The sequence below is a fragment of the Haloarcula sp. CBA1131 genome, from assembly GCF_008728975.1.
GTDB classification, from domain to species: domain Archaea; phylum Halobacteriota; class Halobacteria; order Halobacteriales; family Haloarculaceae; genus Haloarcula; species Haloarcula hispanica.
Genome location: NZ_RPCY01000001.1, coordinates 1,389,282 through 1,408,006, shown reverse-complemented (window position 1 = coordinate 1,408,006; position 18,725 = coordinate 1,389,282). Strand labels below are relative to the sequence as shown.

The window sequence follows — 18,725 nt, the reverse complement described above, 5'->3', positions numbered from 1 at the left end:
TCGGCGCGGCTACAGTTTGTCGTTGACCGCTTCCAAGCAGTCGGCGTCGACGAACACCACGACGTGATCGCCGGGTTCGATGACGGTGTCACCACGGGGGATGACCAGTTCGCCGCCGCGGCTGATGGCCCCGATGACCACGCCGGTCGGCAGTTCCTGCACCGATTCCTGAATCGGCCGCCCGGCGAGGACGCTGTCGGCGGCTACCTCGATTTCCAGCACCTCGGCGCGGTCGGATTCGATGATAGCAACCTTCGTCGCGTCGTACTCCCGGGTGAACCGCGTAATCTCTTCGGCGGTCGTCTCGCGGGGATTGACGGCCACGTCGACGCCGACGGCCTCGAACAGGTCGACGTACTCGCCGGAGTTGACGACGGCGACGGTTCGCTCCGCGCCGAGCCGCTTGGCCAGCAGCGTCACCAGGAGGTTCTTTTCGTCGCTGTCGAGCGTCGCAACCACGGCGTCGGCGTCTGAGACGTGTTCGCGCTCGAGGAACTCGCTATCCGTTGCATCACTCTCAAGCACGGTGGTTCCCTGCAGGTCCTCCGCGAGTTCGCGCGCTCTGTCGTGGTCTTGCTCGATGAGCCGTGGCTTGATGCCGCGATCCTGGAGCAGTCGTGCGGTGTGATAGCCGACATCACTCCCCCGACGATGAGGACGTTCTGGGTCGCCTCCGACTCCGGTGCGATCTCGGTCGCGAACTGGCGAACGCTCTCGCAGCTGCCGATGACGACGAGATCGTCGCCTGCTTTGATGACTGTCTCCCCACGCGGGATGATGACTTCGTCGTCACGCAATACGGCAGCGAAGGTCAGGGATTCGTAGCGGTCAGCCTCCGCGACGGTCAGGTTCGTGATTGGACTAGACTCACGAACCTCGAACTCCCCCATCTGGACCTGCCCGTCGACAAACGTTTCCACGTCACGCGCGCCGGGGAGCCCGATGACGCGAGCGATGTTCTCCGCGGTGAGCAGGTTCGTCGCAACCATGTGGTCCACGCCGAAGGCGCCACCGGACTTCTCCCAAGTCCGGAGGAACTTCGCGCTCTTGACGCGGGAAATCGTGAACGGGTCGGCGGCCGTTACCGCCGTCCCGCAGGTGACGATGTTCGTCTCGTCGTCGTCGGTACTGGCGATGAGTACGTCGGCTTTCTCGATACCGGCCTCTGCGAGCGTGTCGAGTTCCGCGCCATCTCCTTCGACGCCGAGCACGTCAGCCTCGTACATCAGGGCCTCCACACGGTCAGGGTCGATATCCACAACGGCGACTTCGTGGCTTTCGGCGAGGCTCTCGGCGATGTTCGAACCGACCTCGCCCGCACCGACGATTACGATATACACGGCTGTGCCTCCGCCTGATACATGTGCATCAGCTTTCCACCGATAGGTGAAGTGTATTTTCATCCGGCTGGCAGGCCAACTCCATCGGGGCGGCCGGGCTATCGAACCCGGCGATGAACGAGTGCTGATCTATCGGTGAAGATGCAGCCTTCGAGCCACTTACGGCTCATCTCGGAGCGGCACGTCTAACCAGGGACAGAGGGCTGACCGACGCTGGAACCGTTCGACCGCATCGAACGACTCTTTCGTCTCTTCGATAGCCTTTCGCATACTGGCGTAGTCGGTCATACACACTTCATCTGTCGCCCCACCGTTTGATTATATGCTTCTTTACGCCCGCTACCTGGCCGGTAGACACGTACTTCTGTCGGTCGCTCGCGTCGGTCTGTTCGTCGAACCGACCTCGGCGACTGCGACGCGATAGCTACACAGATCTTGTCCAAGATTCTGGCCAACGCGTGGCGGACACTTGGCGGACCGTTCGCTTAGTAGCAGGTGACTACTCTCCCGTCGCTAGTCGGCGTGACTGCCACTCACCGTCACGCTGGCAGCTTAGTGACTATTTGTAGACGTGGCTGTGGACGCGAGTACGAGAAGATGGACTGCACTAGATCTGACTGTCGGCAGCAAGCGTTATCCGCCTCCGGGTGTGCCACTGTGTCACGCATCTCTCCAGTACGTAGCTTATTTCTCCGTATCGAGAGCGGCCCGCAGACGGTCAGCAAGTGACTGTGGTGCCGACAGTGAGAGCCGATGGCTCACCGCCAGTGCTACAAACACCACGCTCACGACGAGCGCGACGGCGATGCCCGGCACTGTGACCCCGCTAAGTGCGAGTCCGCCGACCGTAATCAGTGTGGCACACGCGGTCCCGAGATACCGACCTGACCACCGCTCATCGGCCGAGGTGTGAGCACCTGTCCGGTCGTGATCGATGACGGACTCAGTCGACGGCGTCGACTCCGCGTCCGGCGTCGACAGGAGCGATGGTTCCTCGTCGAGATACCCGTCGAAGGAGTCCGCGAGTGCGGTCGCTTCGACGAGTCCGCGGTCCTGATTGTAGTTGATGACGCCCGCGTCGTCCATCTTCGGGAGGTGGGACTGGTACAGCGCGATGTAGACGCGCTGGCGCTGTTTCGAGCGGAGCGAGTCGACTGTCGTGTCGTGTTCCAGCGCCGCGATGTGTTCTGCGATATCGCTCATATCGGCCGGCTCGTCGCCGGGGTGTTCGTGGAGGTACTTGAGGACTAAGCGGCGGCGACGACACTGGAGGACGTGGAAGAGGTCGTCGCGGGTGAGTTCGTCGCTCGATGTGGACTCCGAAGACGACGACTCCTCTGTCGCGGACTCCTCGGCCTCAGTTGTCGTGGGGTCGGAAGTCATTTCAGCTATGGACATGTTCGCTCGTTCCTTTTCCAGCAACCGACATATACCGGGTCGACTGTTCCGCCGATTGCGACTGTTTCACCGATTTAACGGGTCGATAATGGCCGACTTACCCGGGGCCAACGTGCGATAAAATAACGTTCTGAAGTGCCTACACCTATTTGCTGGGGGTTTCGGGTCAAGAACTCTGTTCCACGGCTGTTTCACACAGCATACTAAATTGTTTCATCACTACGACGGTAAATAATGTCTACAAATACACATATGTGCAGTTGCGGTAGGCGTTGTTTCTCGGGCTAATTCTGCCGTTTGTCGGCCATAGAAGGGTCAGAGGGCGAAAGTTATCGTTTCTATGTGTCTGTCGGCTATCGGTGTGGCTTCAGTTGCGACTGTCGTGACAGTGGCGAATAGTTTCACTTGGCGGAGACACACCCGAAAAACGCCGGTAGTGAACAGTGATGCCACTATCGACCCGGCTATCCGAGCCGTGAGCCAGTTTATCCGCCGGGCGTCGGTGGCTTGATATCGCCTGCGTGTGGCGAGTTCGCGGCTGCGGGTTTCGCCCGCTCCAGACAGATGAGGTTCTCCCTGCCGAGACGGATCTTGACGACCTCGTCGTCGTCGACCATCCGCGAAAGGAGGCGGCTGACCTTCGCTTTCGACCAGTCCGTCGCCTCGACGATGTCGGTCTGGTGCATACGGCCGTTCTCGACTTGCAGCATCAGTTTCACGAGCCGCGCGTCAGGGGTGAGTTCCCAGTCGGCTTGCTCGAAGGCTTCAGCCGCGGTGTCCGCGTCGATGTCTGCACGGTCAGCTTCGGCCACCCTGTCCGTCGCCTCGATTTCACGGTTGACCTCGATAATCTCTCGGTCCAGTTCGAGGCGGCGATAGATGTACAGTCTGGCCGCCACGGAAAGCTCCGTGACCCAGCCACGCCTGATCGCCGCGATTGCCACCCCGATCCCAATGAGGAACCCAAGAAGCGAACTCGTCACCCAGACTGGCGTCAGCATGCTGTTCGGATTCGTTCCCCAGGCGACTTCCTGGCGATCGGTCAGGAAGTCACCGTCCGAATCGGCCGCGAGCGGGTCCGTTCCGAGGTCCGAAACCTCGCGCCCGTCGCTGAGACCATCGCCGTCGGTATCAGCGGTGGTCGGGGACGTGCCAGCCGCCAGTTCCTTTCCGTCGTCGAGGCCGTCATCGTCCGTATCGCTCTCGGTAGGTGCGGTGCCCGTTTCGAGTTCTGTCCCGTCTGTTACCCCATCTCCGTCAGTGTCTGCGACTGTCGGGTCCGTGCCTATGGCCAGCTCTCGCCCGTCGGCGACCTCATCGGCGTCAGTGTCAGCCTGTACTGGGTTCGTGCCAATTTCCAGCTCCCGACCGTCGAGAACACCGTCGTCGTCCGTGTCTGCGTCGGTCGGGTCGGTCTTGCCGGACGCCTCTCGCTGGTCGGACAGCCCATCGCCGTCAGTATCGGCGACGGTCGGATTCGTCCCAAGTGACAGTTCGCGCTCGTCCGACAACCCGTCGCCGTCCGTGTCGCTCTGTCGCGGGTCGGTACCCTGTTGAAGCTCAGTCCTGTCGGCGACACCGTCTTCGTCAGTGTCTTCGGCCGCTGGGTCCGTCCCGTGCTGGTGGACTTCCGCACCGTCCGTCAGCCCGTCTCCGTCAGTGTCAGCATCAGTGAAATTTGTCCCCTGAGAGACCTCGTTGCTGTTGTTGAGCCCGTCGTCGTCAATATCACCGGCACGCTGAATCGGCTGTAGAGACACCGACTGCCGATCTAGCGTGGTGTTAGAGCTCGTGTTGGAGAGCGAGATAGAGAGATCATCGAGCCCCGCCGTTCCGGGGGTTGTGAGGGCTGCGGTTCCGTTCGGGCCGACCGACGTACATGTCGCCGACCCGTTCGCACGCGCACAGACTGAGAGGTTTTCCTGCGGCGAACTGACAGTCACTGCGATCCGATACCCGCTGACCCGCTCGCCGTCTATCCGTTCCCAGACGAACGCGGTTCCGTTCGGCCCGTCCGCAGCAGCCTGTGTGGGCTCGGCCGACTGTATCGCCGGCGCTGTTTCGTTGCCCGCCGCTGTGTATTCAGCATACTGCCCGGCGTCCGCTGCGGTAGCGACACCTACGGAGACAGACGCGACTATCAAGAGGAGGAGTAAAGCGCAGATCCCGCTCACGATCCGGTGTCTCATACAGTACGAGTGTCACAGCGGGACAATATCCTTTTTGGCACATAGTCTCCTTGTCACTTCTAGACACACCTGATAATTCAATGATGGTTTCGGCTGCGTCCCAACTACTTACTCATCGGATAACCCGAGCTCCGACCCAACGACCTGATCCATCCCCCGCCGAATCCGCTGTGACATCGCCGATGGCGAAATGTCGAGTTTGTCCGCCAGCTCAGCCTGTGAGATGCCACGGGGCACGTCGAAGTACCCCTCTCTGTGTGCCGTCTCGAGCGCGACTTGCTGGTCTGCGGTCAGTCCGCATACGCCGGCGTTTGCCTCCCCAGAGGTCCAGTACAGTCGATCAAGTCTAAACGTGATACTCCGTTCAGAGCACTCAGATCGGAACTGCGACAGTGCCGCTCGCGACCGAAACTGCGCCTGTACCTGCCACTGTCCACCCGTCCCTTCGATGTCGAGCATCCGTCCACCGGCTCGGACGAGCGAGGGCGTGAGTCGGATGGCGCTGTCGGCCACCCTAACCCGATAGACGCGGTTCGTCTCCGTCCAGTCTAACACGACAGGCTCGTATACCGTACTATCCCTCTCCAGTTCTGCTTCGAACTGGTCAAGGCCCTCACCGACGGCTTCTATCACCAGAAAGCTCGACGTCCCGTCGTCGACCATCTGTTCCGGACGGACTGTTATGTCCGGCGTGCTCTCGACTGCCTCCGTCAGAACCAGCTCCGGATGACTCAGACACAGATCGACACCGAGGCTGTTCTCCCGTGGTGTCCCATCCGTCTCCGATGGGCTTGCCGGCCCGTGTCCAGCACCATCGACTGGCTGGTCTGCCTCGGTTGCCGATCCCTGGTCGCCGGTGTTGCGCATGTAGACACCAATCGAATCGGGCACAAGGACATTATCACTATATAGATAGTGTCTGACAATAAAGAGACTATACTAATAGCCACTCTGTGGGTCCGGTGTTTGACCACCTGTCGAGACAGAACAGTATCTTCCAATAGCAGGTTTCGCTGGGACAACTCAAACTGAATGAAATAAGTCCTACTTCACGGTGGTTCCGGACTGGCTTCGAGTAGGGTGCTGTCCCACGAAATCAGCCATATTGGCCGATCAGATACGGCATACGCCGGCTGGGTCATCCACCGATCTAGTCAGATACGACAGCGGTCATTCACCTTGTTCCGGTGGTGTTGACGTGGGGTGGACACCCGCAGATTGGCAAAGGACGGTGTTCGGTCGGTTTGTCGGTCTCAGCTGGTCTATTCCACCCTTGCAAGTCATACGAAACGGAGGGGTCGGTGCAGTCGAGCAGTGGTTGCCGGTTGCTATACTTGCAACTTCGCTGCGTTGACTGGCCGCAGTCGGGGCAACGTTCTCAATCCATTGGAATGTATAGACGATTATGGGCGACCCAGCGTGTTACCGCGACTACTGTCCTGCATGTGACGCGCAGGTAACGATCACTGACGGTGAGTGTCCGGACTGTGGCACGAGCTTAGAGTCGTACGAGGCATAGAACCGATTGAGATTTCACTCGTTGTGGGGTCTCCATAGTTCAGTTGGAGCGAGACCTGAATGATTGTGACGACTAACTACACTCGGCCCGGGAGATGAGGAATCAGTCAGAACGGTATCTTTACTGACGGACTGGAATTACTTAGAGAAGTGCAAATTGAGAGGTGCACAGTCATAGTAGTACAACGAAACAGCCAAACCACTCCGAAAAAATGCCTACAGTATGGCAGATAGTCGTTCGCCGGCCCTCCTCGACGAGGATGGAAACCTCTTCGGCCTCGTCAACGTCGTCGATGCACTGGCCGTCCTGCTCGTCATTGCGGTCGTTGTGGCAGGCGCCGCACTTGTCCTCCAACCGGAGCCAGAGCCACCTGATCCAAATACTACCAACGTCACCCTCGATCTCGGGACACAACCCTCATACATCGTCTCAGAAATCACCGAGGGAGATACGTACAGTCCAAGCGGTAATTCACAGCTCACGATCACAGACGTCCATCTGACACCGCAGGGCAACCAGACACGTGTCATCTTACGCGCTACGCTTCAGGGACCGCCTGACGGGGACAGTCTCACATATGCGAATGCGCCCCCGCGCCTCGGGCGACCGCTAACCATCGCGACGAGTCGATACGAAGTAGACGGCCAGATTCGTGCAGTGGGTGGTGACAACAGTTTCACTCAGGAAGACACGACGGTGGTTCTCAGAGACACCATGGCCACCGCCGAAGCGCGAGACGTCACCCCCGGTGATGAGATCCGACTCAGCGGACGCACTGTTGCGACTATCGAAGACGTAGCTGCATACACAACCGAGAATTCAACCGAACAGACCGTCTTCGTCGAAGCAGAACTCGACACACACAGACAGCAGTCTGACCGTCGGTTCGGCGGCACACAGATGCGGCGCGGGCAGACGGTCACGCTCCCGGCCGAAGACTACACCTTCGACGGTCGCATTGAAAAGGTGGATAGCGGCCTCCAGCCAACGACTACTGATGTGCTCCTGGAAACAACCGTCGATGCAGAAACGGCTGGCCGTATCGCTGCCGGCGACGTCACTACCGTCGCCGGGTACGAGGCAGCCGAAGTACGAACGGTTACCACGTACGCGACACAGAACCCCGACCGCAAACGCGTGCTCGTTGGGCTCTCGTTGGCCACTCTCGAAAACGCCGGTCGTCAGCAGTTCGGTAGCGCCGCCGTCCAGCGTGGGAACAACATCACTATTTCGACTGAAAGCTACGCGCTCTCCGGCACCATCGAACGTGTTGGCGCACTCGAACCGCGTGGAACGCTCACCAATCGGACGGTAACCCTACGGATGACCGACATGCGTGCGGACATGGCGGATGCGATCGAACCCGGCATGACCGAGACCAGTGGTGGCGAAACAATCGCTCGCGTCAGCCGCGTCAATACCGAGCCATCTGTCATCATTACGACGGGCGATAACGGCACGGTAAACGTCGCTGATCATCCGTACTTGCGTGATATCACCATCACGACTGAACTCCGGGTCCGCGAGTCGACAAGCGGTGTCCAGTTCAAAGGCGAGTCTCTCCAGCAGGGCTCGACAGTTGTGATCAATCTGGGGACAATCACTATCGAAGCGACGGTTGTGAGTGTTGGGCTCTGAACGACATCACAAATGGTATGGTAGATCACTCAAACCAGTATGTAATCGGATGTCCGAGGAATCCGGGTCGCTAAACCATGACGCTGTCGGAGAGAAAATCAGCGCGATTAGCGACGGGTCACAGGTCATCAGCACCGGGCGAGCGATCGGCACTCGTGTAAGTGAGTTCGTTCGGGAGTCGTATTGCTATCGCTGGCTCACGAAGGAACCTGACCCAGACATCATCGTTATCGATCTTCGAGAGACGTACACTGTCGGTCCGTTTATTACGCTGCTGGATACGCTTATTCCACATATTGAAGACGCTTGGAATCAGTCGCGTGTGGAGTCTGCCGCGAGCCGAGTGTTTGAACGGCTTAGTGAGGAGGTGTTTGACCCGCTTTCCGAGACGCGTGGCTACGAACTCGCAGTCTCGGTCTTGGTGCCACCGGAACCACCAGAGCAAACGCGCACTGGGGATGACGAATCGGAATCTGCCAGGGATGGCTCGACCTGACGTTCCAGAATATTCTTTTTAGTAATTCCAGCGACTTGCCAATACTCTCTTCGGGGTGAGGAAATCGCAGTTTCAAACAATCTTGAATGACCCCAGGCTGAGTTTTATCGCGAGTGCAGTCAGAAATTCGCGCTTCTGGCACGTCCGACCATCCATTCCTGCGATGGGATGTTCCTCAACTGGCGAAGCCCGGGTATTGCACTCACACTTCCGATATTACCCTTTTATCCCGGAGTGGCTTCGGAGTCTGATCCGGATAGACCACCCAGAATAGTCGGTGTACGGATATGATGACGGTGATTCGGAGTGTGATCGCTCGGGCAGGCGGTCCCGAAGTGGACAATAGGCAATCATCTGTGATAGCCTCGGCTCGTTAATGTGATAATGCTTGGTGGCGTTCCGGAACTGTACGTCCTCTCGACCAAGGGGACCCTTCGGGAGGATCGTTGAACATCAACCCTCTGGAACCCGACGAATCAGGATCCGAGACCTAGTCAATGAGACGGTAAAACGGGGGTCAACTACAAATTTGTGGTTATGATCCTGCTGTGGCGAGTGGTTTACATATATATATATATATATATATAATTCCTGAAACGTATAGTGGTCCGCGTTTGCCGGAAGTGCGCACAGTCAGTCGGTTTGGGCACGCGTCCCCACCGTTTGTTGCTCGTCTCTCGGACCAATAGTAGCACACAGGTATTACCACAGAACAGGTCTCAGTTGGTGCTGGTATGCTCTCATCGAATCCCGACTCAACAACCGGAACGAGCCGAACGGGTTAGTTTTCAGGCCAGAGCTGGTCTTTCAGGGACCGCTCCCACACCCATTCGCCGTTTTCCCGGTACCAATCGATGGTTCGCTGTATCCCCTCACGAATATCAATCTGTGGTTCGTAATCGATCAGGTTCGAGGCCTTAGAATAATCACAGTGAAGCTGCTGGACGTCCAGCGGTCGGAACCGAGACTGTTCAACCTCGATGCTCACTTCGGCGTACCCCATCTCTTCTGCGATTATGTGCGCAAGCTCCTCGACAGTATAGTCCTTACCGAAGCCGAGATTCACGACTTCTCCTTCCGCGTCGGGACAGTTGATAAGCTTCGAGGCGCCGCGGACTGCGTCTTCGACGTACGTAAGGTCGCGACTCGCCTCAATGTTCCCCAGCGACAGCTGATTATCCGTCGATAGCTGTGCGATCAATTCTGGAACGATGTAGGGGTGAGTTTCTCTTGGCCCGTAGCAATTAAACTGACGGAGGATGACGACCGGGACGTCCTGTTCATGGAAGAGCGTAAAGCAGAGGCGGTCGGCCGCGAGTTTACTGACCGCGTAGGTTGACTGCGGATACGTACGGTGAGACTCGCTCATCGGGACTTCCTGTGCGGTCCCGTACACTTCCGACGACGAGTAGGTAAGGATGCGCTCAACCCCAGCGTCCCGGCACGCGAGCAGCAGTTTGAGCGTCCCGTTCGCGTTCACCGAAAAGAAGTCTGTGGGTCGGTCATAACAACTCGGGATGTATGGTTCTGCGGCGAGGTGGAACACGTAGTCGATTTCGTTCGAATTTAGCAAATCGACCAGATCCGACCGCAAGATGTCACCACTGACGAGGTCGATGTGGTCCGCCAAGTCGGCTCGTTCCCCTTCGATTCGGTTGACGATATTTTGTAAGTTATCTAGAGCGCCCGTCACGAAGTTGTCCAAGACGGTGACGTGGTTGTCATTCTCGAGCAGTCGCCTGACGAGAGCGGAACCAATGAAGCCGGCGCCCCCAGTAACCAGCACCCGCTCGTTCTGGAGTTCGGTAACCATACAGGTTAGTTTTTTTCGGGGATTATAACCTTCTCGTCTCGATGCCGAGGTCAGAGGGCATCGCGGATAACGTCACATATCTCGATTATAATCTGATCATTAAGATTCGGAGCGGACGGCAGATTCATACCACGCTCGTGGAGTCGTTCCGTCACGGGGCAATCGCTTCCACTCCCGGCGTAGGGCGGTTGCTCGTGGAGTGGGTAAAAAAATGGCCGCGTCTCTACGTCGGCATCAGCGAGTGCGTTCCGCACCCGCTCGAACTGTCCGGTCGTTCGAAACACCGGGGCGACCATCCAGTGGGCTGACTCCCCCCAGCCGGGTGTCGCCTGGAAGCGAACGTCCTGCGTCGTCAACTCGCGGCGATATGTCGCAGCGACGCGGCGTTTGTTCTCAAGGATCGCGTCGGCACGCTCAACCTGCCCAATGCCGATCGCGGCCTGTATGTTCGTCAGTCGATAATTGTACCCGATCACCGAGTGGTAATATTTTCTGTCTCTCGACATACCGTCCCGCCGGAGCAGCCGTATTCGCTCTGCAAGTTCGTCGTCGTCCGTCGTTATCATCCCACCCTGACCGGTGGTGAGGATCTTGTTCCCGTAAAAGCTGAAACAGCCGACATCGCCGAGGCTCCCCACACGTCGACCACGATACGTCGCTCCGTGTGCCTCGGCAGCGTCCTCGAGGACCAAGAGGTCATGCTCGTCGGCGAGCCGTTGAATCGGCGTCATCTCGCATGGCTGTCCATAGAGATGGACTGGCATCACCGCCTTGGTGTCTTCGGTGAGACGCTCACGGACGCTAGCGGGGTCAAGTGTGTATGTGTCCGGGTCGACGTCCGCGAACACCGGAGTTGCACCGACGTAGGACACCACGTTCGCACAGGCGATCCACGTCAGGTCCGGGACGATTACCTCATCTCCCTCGCCGATCCCGGCAGACAGGAGTGAAAGGTGGAGTGCAGCGGTTCCGGTTGAGGTAGCGAAAGCGTGTTCGGTTCCGATCCAAGCCCCGAATACATCTTCGAACTCCGTAACGTACTCGCCCTTCGGGGAAATCCATCCACGTTCGAGTGCGTCAAGCACCCGGGAACGCTCGGCGTCCCCAAATGTCGGTTCTGCAAGCGGAATCATGTATAAGTAGTAGAGTGCCAGTGAAAGTGATCGTACATTCTCAAACTATAAGCGTTGCATTTCATTTTTCTGCAAGGGTCCTGACTATCTCTAGATCTATCGGTTCGTCAATATCAATTGACCGGTCTCTTGGCATTTCGAATGGGACTGTAGCATCGGTATAGAATGATTCGTGTTTAATAAAAGCGTTCCTCCGCGCGGCAAAGATGGCCCCGTTCGGGCAGCGCAAAGCTGGAAGGTCCTGGCTACGTGGAATGTCGTCAGTCCAAAGGACGTCCCTATCGAAGTACGTATGTAGGTACCCGTCATCGTCAGGTTCCACTGCCCAGAAAGGTGGTTGCTCAAACTCAGTCACGGAGATGACCGACTTCGCAGCCTCGTCGTTTTGCAGCTTCCGTACTGCCTGGTCGATGTCATCTACTCGACGGAGTGGAGAAGTAGCTTGCAACTTTACAACCACGGTCGGCGGTTCCTGTTGTTTTTCGATCCAGTTGAGCGCGTGTTGGATGACCGGTGGCCCCGGTGTCTCATCCGTTGCTAGTCTGGCCGGCCTTATAAAAGGGATTTCCCCGCCGTACTCGCGTGCTACTGAGGCTATCTCCTCGTCGTCAGTCGAGACAATCACTCTGTCTATCGTTGTCGCTTCGTTCGCCTGCTCCACCGTGTGGGCGATGAGGGGTTTTCCAGCCACTTCCTTGATGTTCTTTTTCGGTATCCGCTTTGACCCCCCACGCGCCGGAATTACGGCGAATACGTCACACGTCATTGCTTGATACCGTGTCGACGTCGGAGACGACGGTACTCCGCCATCGACGTTATCTCGAATTCCTGACCGCCGAATTCGGCTACTGCGGGTCGAAACGGTGGGTAATACATCGCCCGGATGAATCGATCGATTTCATCGTCAGACCACTGATGGTTAATAACTCCGTCGTTTGGAAGGTCGCCTCGCCCGTGATACGTGCCGACCCCCGTCTGTGGTCGGCCGCTGTACTCTTCTTCCACGATCAATTCGAGTACTGGCAGGAAGTTGCTCATTCCGGCGTGGATGAGTCGGTGGTAGAGCGAATAAGCGGTATCGGTAGGCCCGATGGAGACCTCTTCCTGCTTGAGTATCGGCCCAGTATCAATTTCGTCTGTCATGTAGTGGTACGTGTAGCCGGTACGCGATTCACCTTCGACCATCGCCCACGGCACCGACAGCACACCGGCGTACTGCGGGAGCAACGATGGGTGGAGATTCACACCACCGTACTGTGGAATATCGAGAATACGGCTCGGAATCTTGTCTCGATAGTAGAGGGAAAAGATGAGGTCTGGGTTGAAGGCCTCGATCCACGACTCTGTATCGGGGTCGGAAATATCGTCGGTCTTATACGATATATCCTTCTTTTCGAGAAACTCCAGTAGTTCTTCGTTCCGCTCAATATCGTAGGTCAGGACGCGAAGTTGCTCTTTTTCGAAGCCACTATTCAACAACTGCCTGATCGCTAGAATCCCAGACCGATAGAACGTCGCCAACAGAATTTTCGTGTCAATCATCACCGTTCACTCTTAGCGCCTAAGCGTAGCAACAGTTGTTTTAAGTCTCTTGCGTTCCCGTGATGTGATTCGACTACCCGAGTCAGCCCTGACATCGACGACACGGGTATGTCGTCGTCGGTTGGATTGACCGCGTCGTGTTGGTCAACGCGTCCGTTATTTGTATGCAGGTGGAGACAATCGAGATAGTCTGCTACTTCTTGTACGACTCTTGACTTATCGTAATCAAAGGTCTGTGAGGACACGTTCAGATGGCCAGTATCGAGTAAAACGCCGCAGTCAGATGGGTCTACCTCCTCGAATAAACGACTGAACTCGTCAGGTCGACAAAACATGAGGAGGGGGTCTCCTCCGACCACGTTCTCCGTGGTGACGACGTTGTTCTCGATCGAGATCGACACGTCGGTCGACGTCGCATGGTCAATTACAGACCGCAGTGACGAAAGAAACCGTTCGAAGCACGTTTCGTAGTCGGGTGGCGACTGCTTAGGGAATGTCAGGGACAGATCCGGGTCGACTCTGAACCCGCCGTGGAACGTGTACCGCGGTATATCGTGCTTCTCGCAGAAGGTGATCGCGTCCTTGACGTAGTCGACGCTTTGTCGTCGCAGGGACTCGTCCGGCGATGCGAGGTTCAGGATGAACTCGTCCTGAACGGGGAGAAAGTAATTGTGGGCAACGAAATTGAACGAATACTCCTCAACTAGCGCCGAGACATCTACATCCTTTTCGCTGCAGTAGCCGAGTTCGACGTTTTCGATGTCGGCCCGAGAGTACGCCATTAGTGTTTCCTCCATCCCGGTGTCTGGAAGACACTGCGTTGATGCACATATCATGCGATGTGATCCCACGTAATCGGTGCATGCTTGGGGATCTCCTGCGTGGTAGACTTACCGACGACATCGTCGTAATTCCACGGATCTATTCCTTCGTCTGGGCGGACGATCAACAAGTCGTCGGGAGAGATAGCCGCACCAGATTCGATATCGCGACTGGCGTGTAAGCTCCGGCGCATGGAGTGTTTGTTGTTCCGTTCCACTGTGGAGATCAACCGACGAGTACTTCCGATCGCCTTCTCGGCGAATCGCACGTTGTCCACCATCTGCGAGAGTTCATCGGGTTCTAACGACGCGTAGTGATCCGGGCCCTCCATCCCCCGGTCTAGAGTGAAGTGCTTTTCAATCACAGAGGCTCCGTATCCCATCGCCAAGACTGGAGCCACGACCCCCCTCGTATGATCCGAAAACCCAACCTGCCCAGGGAACGCCGTTGCGAGAGTCTCGATAAATCGCATATTGAGTTGGGTGGCCTTAGCTGGATACGATGAAACGCAGTGCAAGAGAGTGACGTCCCCGCAATTTCGAAACCGGAGGAACTCGACTGCGCGTTCAATTTCACCAAGGTTTGCCATCCCCGTGGAGAGGATGACGGGCTTTCCTGTTTCTGCGATCGCGCTCAAGAGGGGTTTATTCACGATGTCGGCCGAGGCGACTTTATACCGATCAACGCCGGTGGATTCAAGAATTTCGACGCTCTCCGGGTCGTACGGCGTAGACATGAATTCGATCCCAACTTCCTGGCAATATTCCATCAGGACGTCGTGATCTTCTTCTCGCAGTTTTACGTTGTCCAGCATTTCGTACTGGTTTGTACTGGCATCCCGTTCCTTCTGATAGTCGGCCTGCTCCGTCTGAGCTGTCGCGACTTCTTTCGGCTGGAAGGTCTGAAATTTGACCGCGTCAGCACCGGCGGAAGCGGCTGCGTCCACAAGGTCTTTCGCGATCTCGATATCGCCGTTGTGGTTCACACCCGCCTCCGCGATAACTTTACAGTGGGGTTCGAAACCAGTGTCTGCAGTCATGAATGAGTACAACTCACCATCGGATAAGAATATATCGACGTATGGCGACCACTGTCTCCCCCATGCTTCCCCGGTCGTGGGTGAGCGTTGGTAGATCTGTGATCGAACGAGGCGGCGCCAGCGCTGGTAGAATGGGACAATCGCGGCCAAACACATTCGATTCCGATCGAATCACGTACACCGATGCTCATCAAGTACCACACCTAGCTATGATCGTGTCTGTCGACGTGCTTGCGGACTATACCCACGACAAGATGCCATATCCCGGGGGCGACGGCTAGCGGATCGGATCGTTTTTATTGGTAGAGGGTCCACCGCCGATTGAACCCTACTTTCCTAAACAAATGAACAACGAAGCCTCGCAGCGGGAGAAGCTAGCTGCGCTCGAACACGTCGCTCGTCATCGGCCGCTGACGACACTCGCCATTCTTGGGATGAGTCTGGTAGCCGCCGTGCTGGAGGGTATCGGTCTCAGTTTCATTCTTCCCATCATTGAGGTCACCCGAGGGCAAACGTCTTCGTCCGACCAGAGCCAATTCGTTGAGGCGTTCGTTACGCTCTACGACGTTCTAGGAATTCCGTTCTCACTCGAGTACATCATCGTCGGTGTTATCACCGTCATGGGTGTTCGGTACGGGTCCAGTTTTGTCGTCGACTGGTTGAAGGCCTATCTCCGAACAGATTACGTCCGTCACCTGCAGACAACGGCCTTCAACCGGGCACTCGATACCGAGATTGCGTACTTCGATGAAAAGGGGTCCGACGACATCCTCAATACGATAGTGACGCAAGCAGAGTATGCCGGTCAAATGATCCAGTGGCTCGTCGAGATCCTCAAACAAGCGTTTATGAGTTTGATTTACGTGGCGATAGTGGTCTATTTGGCACCGAAGTTCCTGATCGTGGCAGCCGTTTTCCTCGGTGGCCTCTTCTATTTCGCGCGGAAAATGGTCGAGTCCGGCTACTCCGTCGGTGATCGGGTCGCCGACGCGAATCACGAGATACAGACGGTCGTTCAGGCCGGGACGCAGGGCATCCGCGACGTGAAACTCTTTGCGCTCTCGGACGAACTAATGGACGACTTCCTTGAATCGGTTCAGAAGTATACCGATTCGACGATCCAACTGTATCGGAACCGGTCTGCGATTGATCACTTCTATCAGTTCACCATAGCCGTCACAATCTTCGCTTCGCTGTACGCGTTCCTCGAGTATTCTACTCTTTCGTTCGGCGGACTGGGACTGCTCTTGTTCGCAGTCTTCCGACTTGCACCCCGAGTTAGTACAATCAACAACCAGTTCTACCAGATCGAAGGACACCTGCCACACCTCATTCGGACCCAGACGTTCGTCGACGAACTAGCGGACCGGAAGGAACCGGGTTCCGACGGGGACCCATGCCCCGATCAGCTCGAAAGCGTTTCCTTCCGCGATGTCACCTTTGCATATCAAGATGAAACCGTACTGGACGATATTTCCTTCGCGATCGAGCAAGGCGAATTCGTCGCGTTCGCCGGTGGCTCCGGGGCCGGGAAGTCGACCATCGTCTCGCTTCTCGCTCGTTTCTACGACCCCGACACAGGGACCATCACGGCCAACGACGTACCAATCGAGACCTACAAACTTGACGAGTGGCGCCGGCGGCTCTCGGTTGTCCGCCAGCAACCGTACATTTTCAACGATACGCTCTGGAAAAATGTGACCGTCGCTGACAGGGATGCGACCAAGGAAGAGGTCGAAGCGGCCTGTCGAGCGGCGCAGGTGACGGAGTTCCTCGACGAACTACCGAACGGATTCGACACCGTGCTCGGTGACGACGGGGTCCGACTCTCGGGTGGCCAGCGACAGCGAATTTCCATCGCGAGAGCCGTGCTCAAGGACGCGGAAATTCTGGTTCTCGACGAGGCGACGAGTGATCTGGACTCGCACCTCGAAGAGGAAATACACGAACGCATCGAGCGTCGCGATGACGTCATGCTCGTCGTCATCGCGCACCGTCTCTCGACGATCACGGATGCGGACCGGATTTACGTTGTAGACGATGGCGGGGTCCGGGAAGTGGGCCCCCACGACGAGTTACTTGAGCAGGATGGAATGTACGCCTCGATGTATCGAACGCAAATCCGGTCGCCCTGATTCACCTCGTCAAGAAACCGCACTGGCGTTATTCCAAGCGTTTTTAAATTCCACCGACTTGAGCATCCCTATGCTCTCGAAGTGGCAGATCTATCAGACTCTCTCTAGGGCCGGTCTCGGATCGGCCGCAATCCGGCTAGAGAATCACTTTACTCAGAAGTACGACTTTGCGGATCTGACGGACGAAAGTATAAAGTCGTATTCGGAGCCTACAGATGAGGGGTACGTCCTCATTCCCCTCACGCGCGGGCAAGATGGGCTGAATTCCTTCCGGTACTGTATTCTCGCACACGCCTTTCGGACGCGGGGCTACACTCCGATTATTCCTCTTTGCCACGCCGATCTCGATCTTTGTCAACGGAAGACGTGCGAGAAGGATGGGAAGGCGGTCTGTGACGTGTGTAACTACGCCGGGCGGTCGCTCCTTTCAGCGTTCGGACTTGAGGGCATCCCCATCGAGTCACTGCTCAGTGAAACGTACGGTGCACCGGAGGTAGATACAACGCTCGAAACATATCGCGGAATTTCCGTCGCTGATTACGCGATGTCATCCACTCGCCGCTTCCTCTTGCGGCACTCGATCGACTTCGAGGACAGCTACCATCGTGAAACGTACCTCAGGTTCCTCCGAAGTGCGGTCATCCTCGTCGACATGTGTGAGGCGCTGTTCGAGCAATATCCGTTCGACGCTGTTCTCGCACACGACGACCGCTACGTTCACGGCGGGATCCATCTCGCAGTCGCGCAGAAACACGGCGTAACGTCGTACAGTCATGCCCTCGGTCGTCGCGAGGGGACTATCCTGTTCGGTAACGCAGGGAACCGCTCCTCATTACCATTTTTTACTGACTATGATACGCTCCAGACGGAGTTAGCGGAACCACTCTCTGCTAGCGAGGAGCGCCGTGTCGAAGACATCATGACTGCCAGAACCGAAGGCTCTGACGTCAGGATCAACTATTCCGCTCGAACCAACAACTCGTTCGACTCATCTGCTGACTGTACGGTCGGCATATTCACGAACCTGATCTGGGACGCTTCTCTCGAAGTCGAGGAGCTCGTTTTCCCCGACGTACTCGATTGGATAGATGACACAGTCGAACACGTGTCGAGTGTCGATGGCGTGCAGTTCGTCTTGAAGACCCATCCCGCCGAGACGAAGTTCGGTACGGACGAGTCAGTTGAAGGACGGATCCGTGACGGCCACGACCCACTCCCCGACAATCTCGAAATCCTATCACCGAATACCGACGTCGATACGTACGCGCTTATTCGTGATCTGGACGCAGGGATCGTGTACAACTCTACCGTTGGCCTTGAGATGGCGTACGAAGGTGTCCCAACTATCGTGGCCGGGGACACCCATTACCGCGATCTCGGTTTCACGTTCGATCCAGAAACGCAGGACGAGTACTTCAGATTGCTAGGCAACATTCGCGATCTAGAGATGGACGAAGAAATGATCGCACGCGCGAAGCGGTACGTACACGTCTACTTCGAACAGAAGCACGTCGACTTTCCGTTCTTCAAGACGCAGTCTGCCGGCGACAACGAGTATTTCAAAGTGGAACATGATGAGGTCAAGCCAGGGAACGAGAACTTCGATTTCATTGTTCGGAAAATCCTCGCCGATGAGCCGGTGCTACGGTAGGCGCTGCCGC

15 protein-coding genes and 1 pseudogene are annotated in these 18,725 nt (G+C 56.9%); 5 read left to right on the top strand and 11 right to left on the bottom strand.

Going from position 1 to position 18,725, the window contains the following annotated elements:
- Positions 1–9: 9 nt before the first annotated feature.
- From trkA to Har1131_RS07235, 5 genes and pseudogenes are all read right to left on the bottom strand, one after another.
- A pseudogene (trkA, locus tag Har1131_RS07250) lies at positions 10–1,340 on the bottom strand (Trk system potassium transporter TrkA).
- A 159-nt stretch (positions 1,341–1,499) separates the two neighbouring features.
- A complete protein-coding gene (locus Har1131_RS22490) occupies positions 1,500–1,628 on the bottom strand; it encodes a hypothetical protein (protein ID WP_255355535.1) in 129 nt (42 codons plus the stop codon).
- Positions 1,629–2,024: 396 nt separating this feature from the next.
- Positions 2,025–2,738 (bottom strand): hypothetical protein, encoded by a 714-nt coding sequence (locus tag Har1131_RS07245; protein WP_151145686.1) that lies wholly within the window; start codon positions 2,736–2,738, stop codon positions 2,025–2,027.
- Positions 2,739–3,223: 485 nt separating this feature from the next.
- Complete coding sequence (locus Har1131_RS07240; protein ID WP_151145683.1) at positions 3,224–4,927, bottom strand: hypothetical protein; 1,704 nt, start codon at positions 4,925–4,927, stop codon at positions 3,224–3,226.
- A gap of 108 nt (positions 4,928–5,035) precedes the next feature.
- A complete protein-coding gene (locus Har1131_RS07235) occupies positions 5,036–5,794 on the bottom strand; it encodes a helix-turn-helix domain-containing protein (RefSeq protein ID WP_151145680.1) in 759 nt (252 codons plus the stop codon).
- Between the two features lie 538 nt (positions 5,795–6,332).
- Between Har1131_RS07235 and Har1131_RS22130 the strand changes: the two genes are divergently transcribed.
- From Har1131_RS22130 to Har1131_RS07225, 3 genes are all read left to right on the top strand, one after another.
- The gene (locus tag Har1131_RS22130; protein WP_218587543.1) at positions 6,333–6,446 is read left to right on the top strand and encodes a DUF2089 domain-containing protein; all 114 of its coding nucleotides are present in this window, start codon (positions 6,333–6,335) and stop codon (positions 6,444–6,446) included.
- A gap of 222 nt (positions 6,447–6,668) precedes the next feature.
- Positions 6,669–8,084, top strand: a complete 1,416-nt coding sequence (locus Har1131_RS07230; protein ID WP_151145677.1) for a DUF4330 family protein — start codon at positions 6,669–6,671, stop codon at positions 8,082–8,084.
- Between the two features lie 49 nt (positions 8,085–8,133).
- Entirely contained in the window at positions 8,134–8,580 is a 447-nt protein-coding gene (locus tag Har1131_RS07225) for a hypothetical protein (protein WP_151145674.1), read from the top strand.
- Between the two features lie 781 nt (positions 8,581–9,361).
- On the opposite strand, the gene Har1131_RS07220 is transcribed toward Har1131_RS07225, so the two are convergent.
- The 6 genes from Har1131_RS07220 to neuB form a co-directional block, all read right to left on the bottom strand.
- A complete protein-coding gene (locus tag Har1131_RS07220) occupies positions 9,362–10,393 on the bottom strand; it encodes an NAD(P)-dependent oxidoreductase (protein WP_151145671.1) in 1,032 nt (343 codons plus the stop codon).
- 50 nt (positions 10,394–10,443) lie between these two features.
- On the bottom strand, positions 10,444–11,526 hold the full coding sequence (locus Har1131_RS07215; protein WP_151145668.1) for a DegT/DnrJ/EryC1/StrS aminotransferase family protein: 1,083 nt from the start codon (positions 11,524–11,526) through the stop codon (positions 10,444–10,446).
- Positions 11,527–11,587: 61 nt separating this feature from the next.
- Complete coding sequence (locus tag Har1131_RS07210) at positions 11,588–12,292, bottom strand: cytidylyltransferase domain-containing protein (protein ID WP_151145665.1); 705 nt, start codon at positions 12,290–12,292, stop codon at positions 11,588–11,590.
- On the bottom strand, positions 12,289–13,068 hold the full coding sequence (locus Har1131_RS07205) for a methionyl-tRNA formyltransferase (RefSeq protein ID WP_058994870.1): 780 nt from the start codon (positions 13,066–13,068) through the stop codon (positions 12,289–12,291). The genes Har1131_RS07210 and Har1131_RS07205 overlap by 4 nt, the downstream gene beginning before the upstream one ends.
- Positions 13,068–13,850 carry a sugar phosphate isomerase/epimerase family protein gene (locus Har1131_RS07200; RefSeq protein WP_191907473.1) on the bottom strand — a complete coding sequence of 261 codons (783 nt, stop codon included), beginning with the start codon at positions 13,848–13,850 and terminating at the stop codon, positions 13,068–13,070. Before Har1131_RS07200 ends, Har1131_RS07205 begins: the two co-directional genes overlap by 1 nt.
- Positions 13,851–13,900: 50 nt before the next feature.
- Positions 13,901–14,929 carry an N-acetylneuraminate synthase gene (gene neuB / locus Har1131_RS07195; RefSeq protein WP_191907472.1) on the bottom strand — a complete coding sequence of 343 codons (1,029 nt, stop codon included), beginning with the start codon at positions 14,927–14,929 and terminating at the stop codon, positions 13,901–13,903.
- A gap of 344 nt (positions 14,930–15,273) precedes the next feature.
- Here neuB and Har1131_RS07190 point away from each other — a divergent pair, with 344 nt between their 5' ends.
- Positions 15,274–17,064, top strand: a complete 1,791-nt coding sequence (locus tag Har1131_RS07190) for an ABC transporter ATP-binding protein (protein WP_151145655.1) — start codon at positions 15,274–15,276, stop codon at positions 17,062–17,064.
- 397 nt (positions 17,065–17,461) lie between these two features.
- Complete coding sequence (locus tag Har1131_RS07185) at positions 17,462–18,715, top strand: hypothetical protein (RefSeq protein ID WP_151145652.1); 1,254 nt, start codon at positions 17,462–17,464, stop codon at positions 18,713–18,715.
- Positions 18,716–18,725 lie beyond the last annotated feature (10 nt).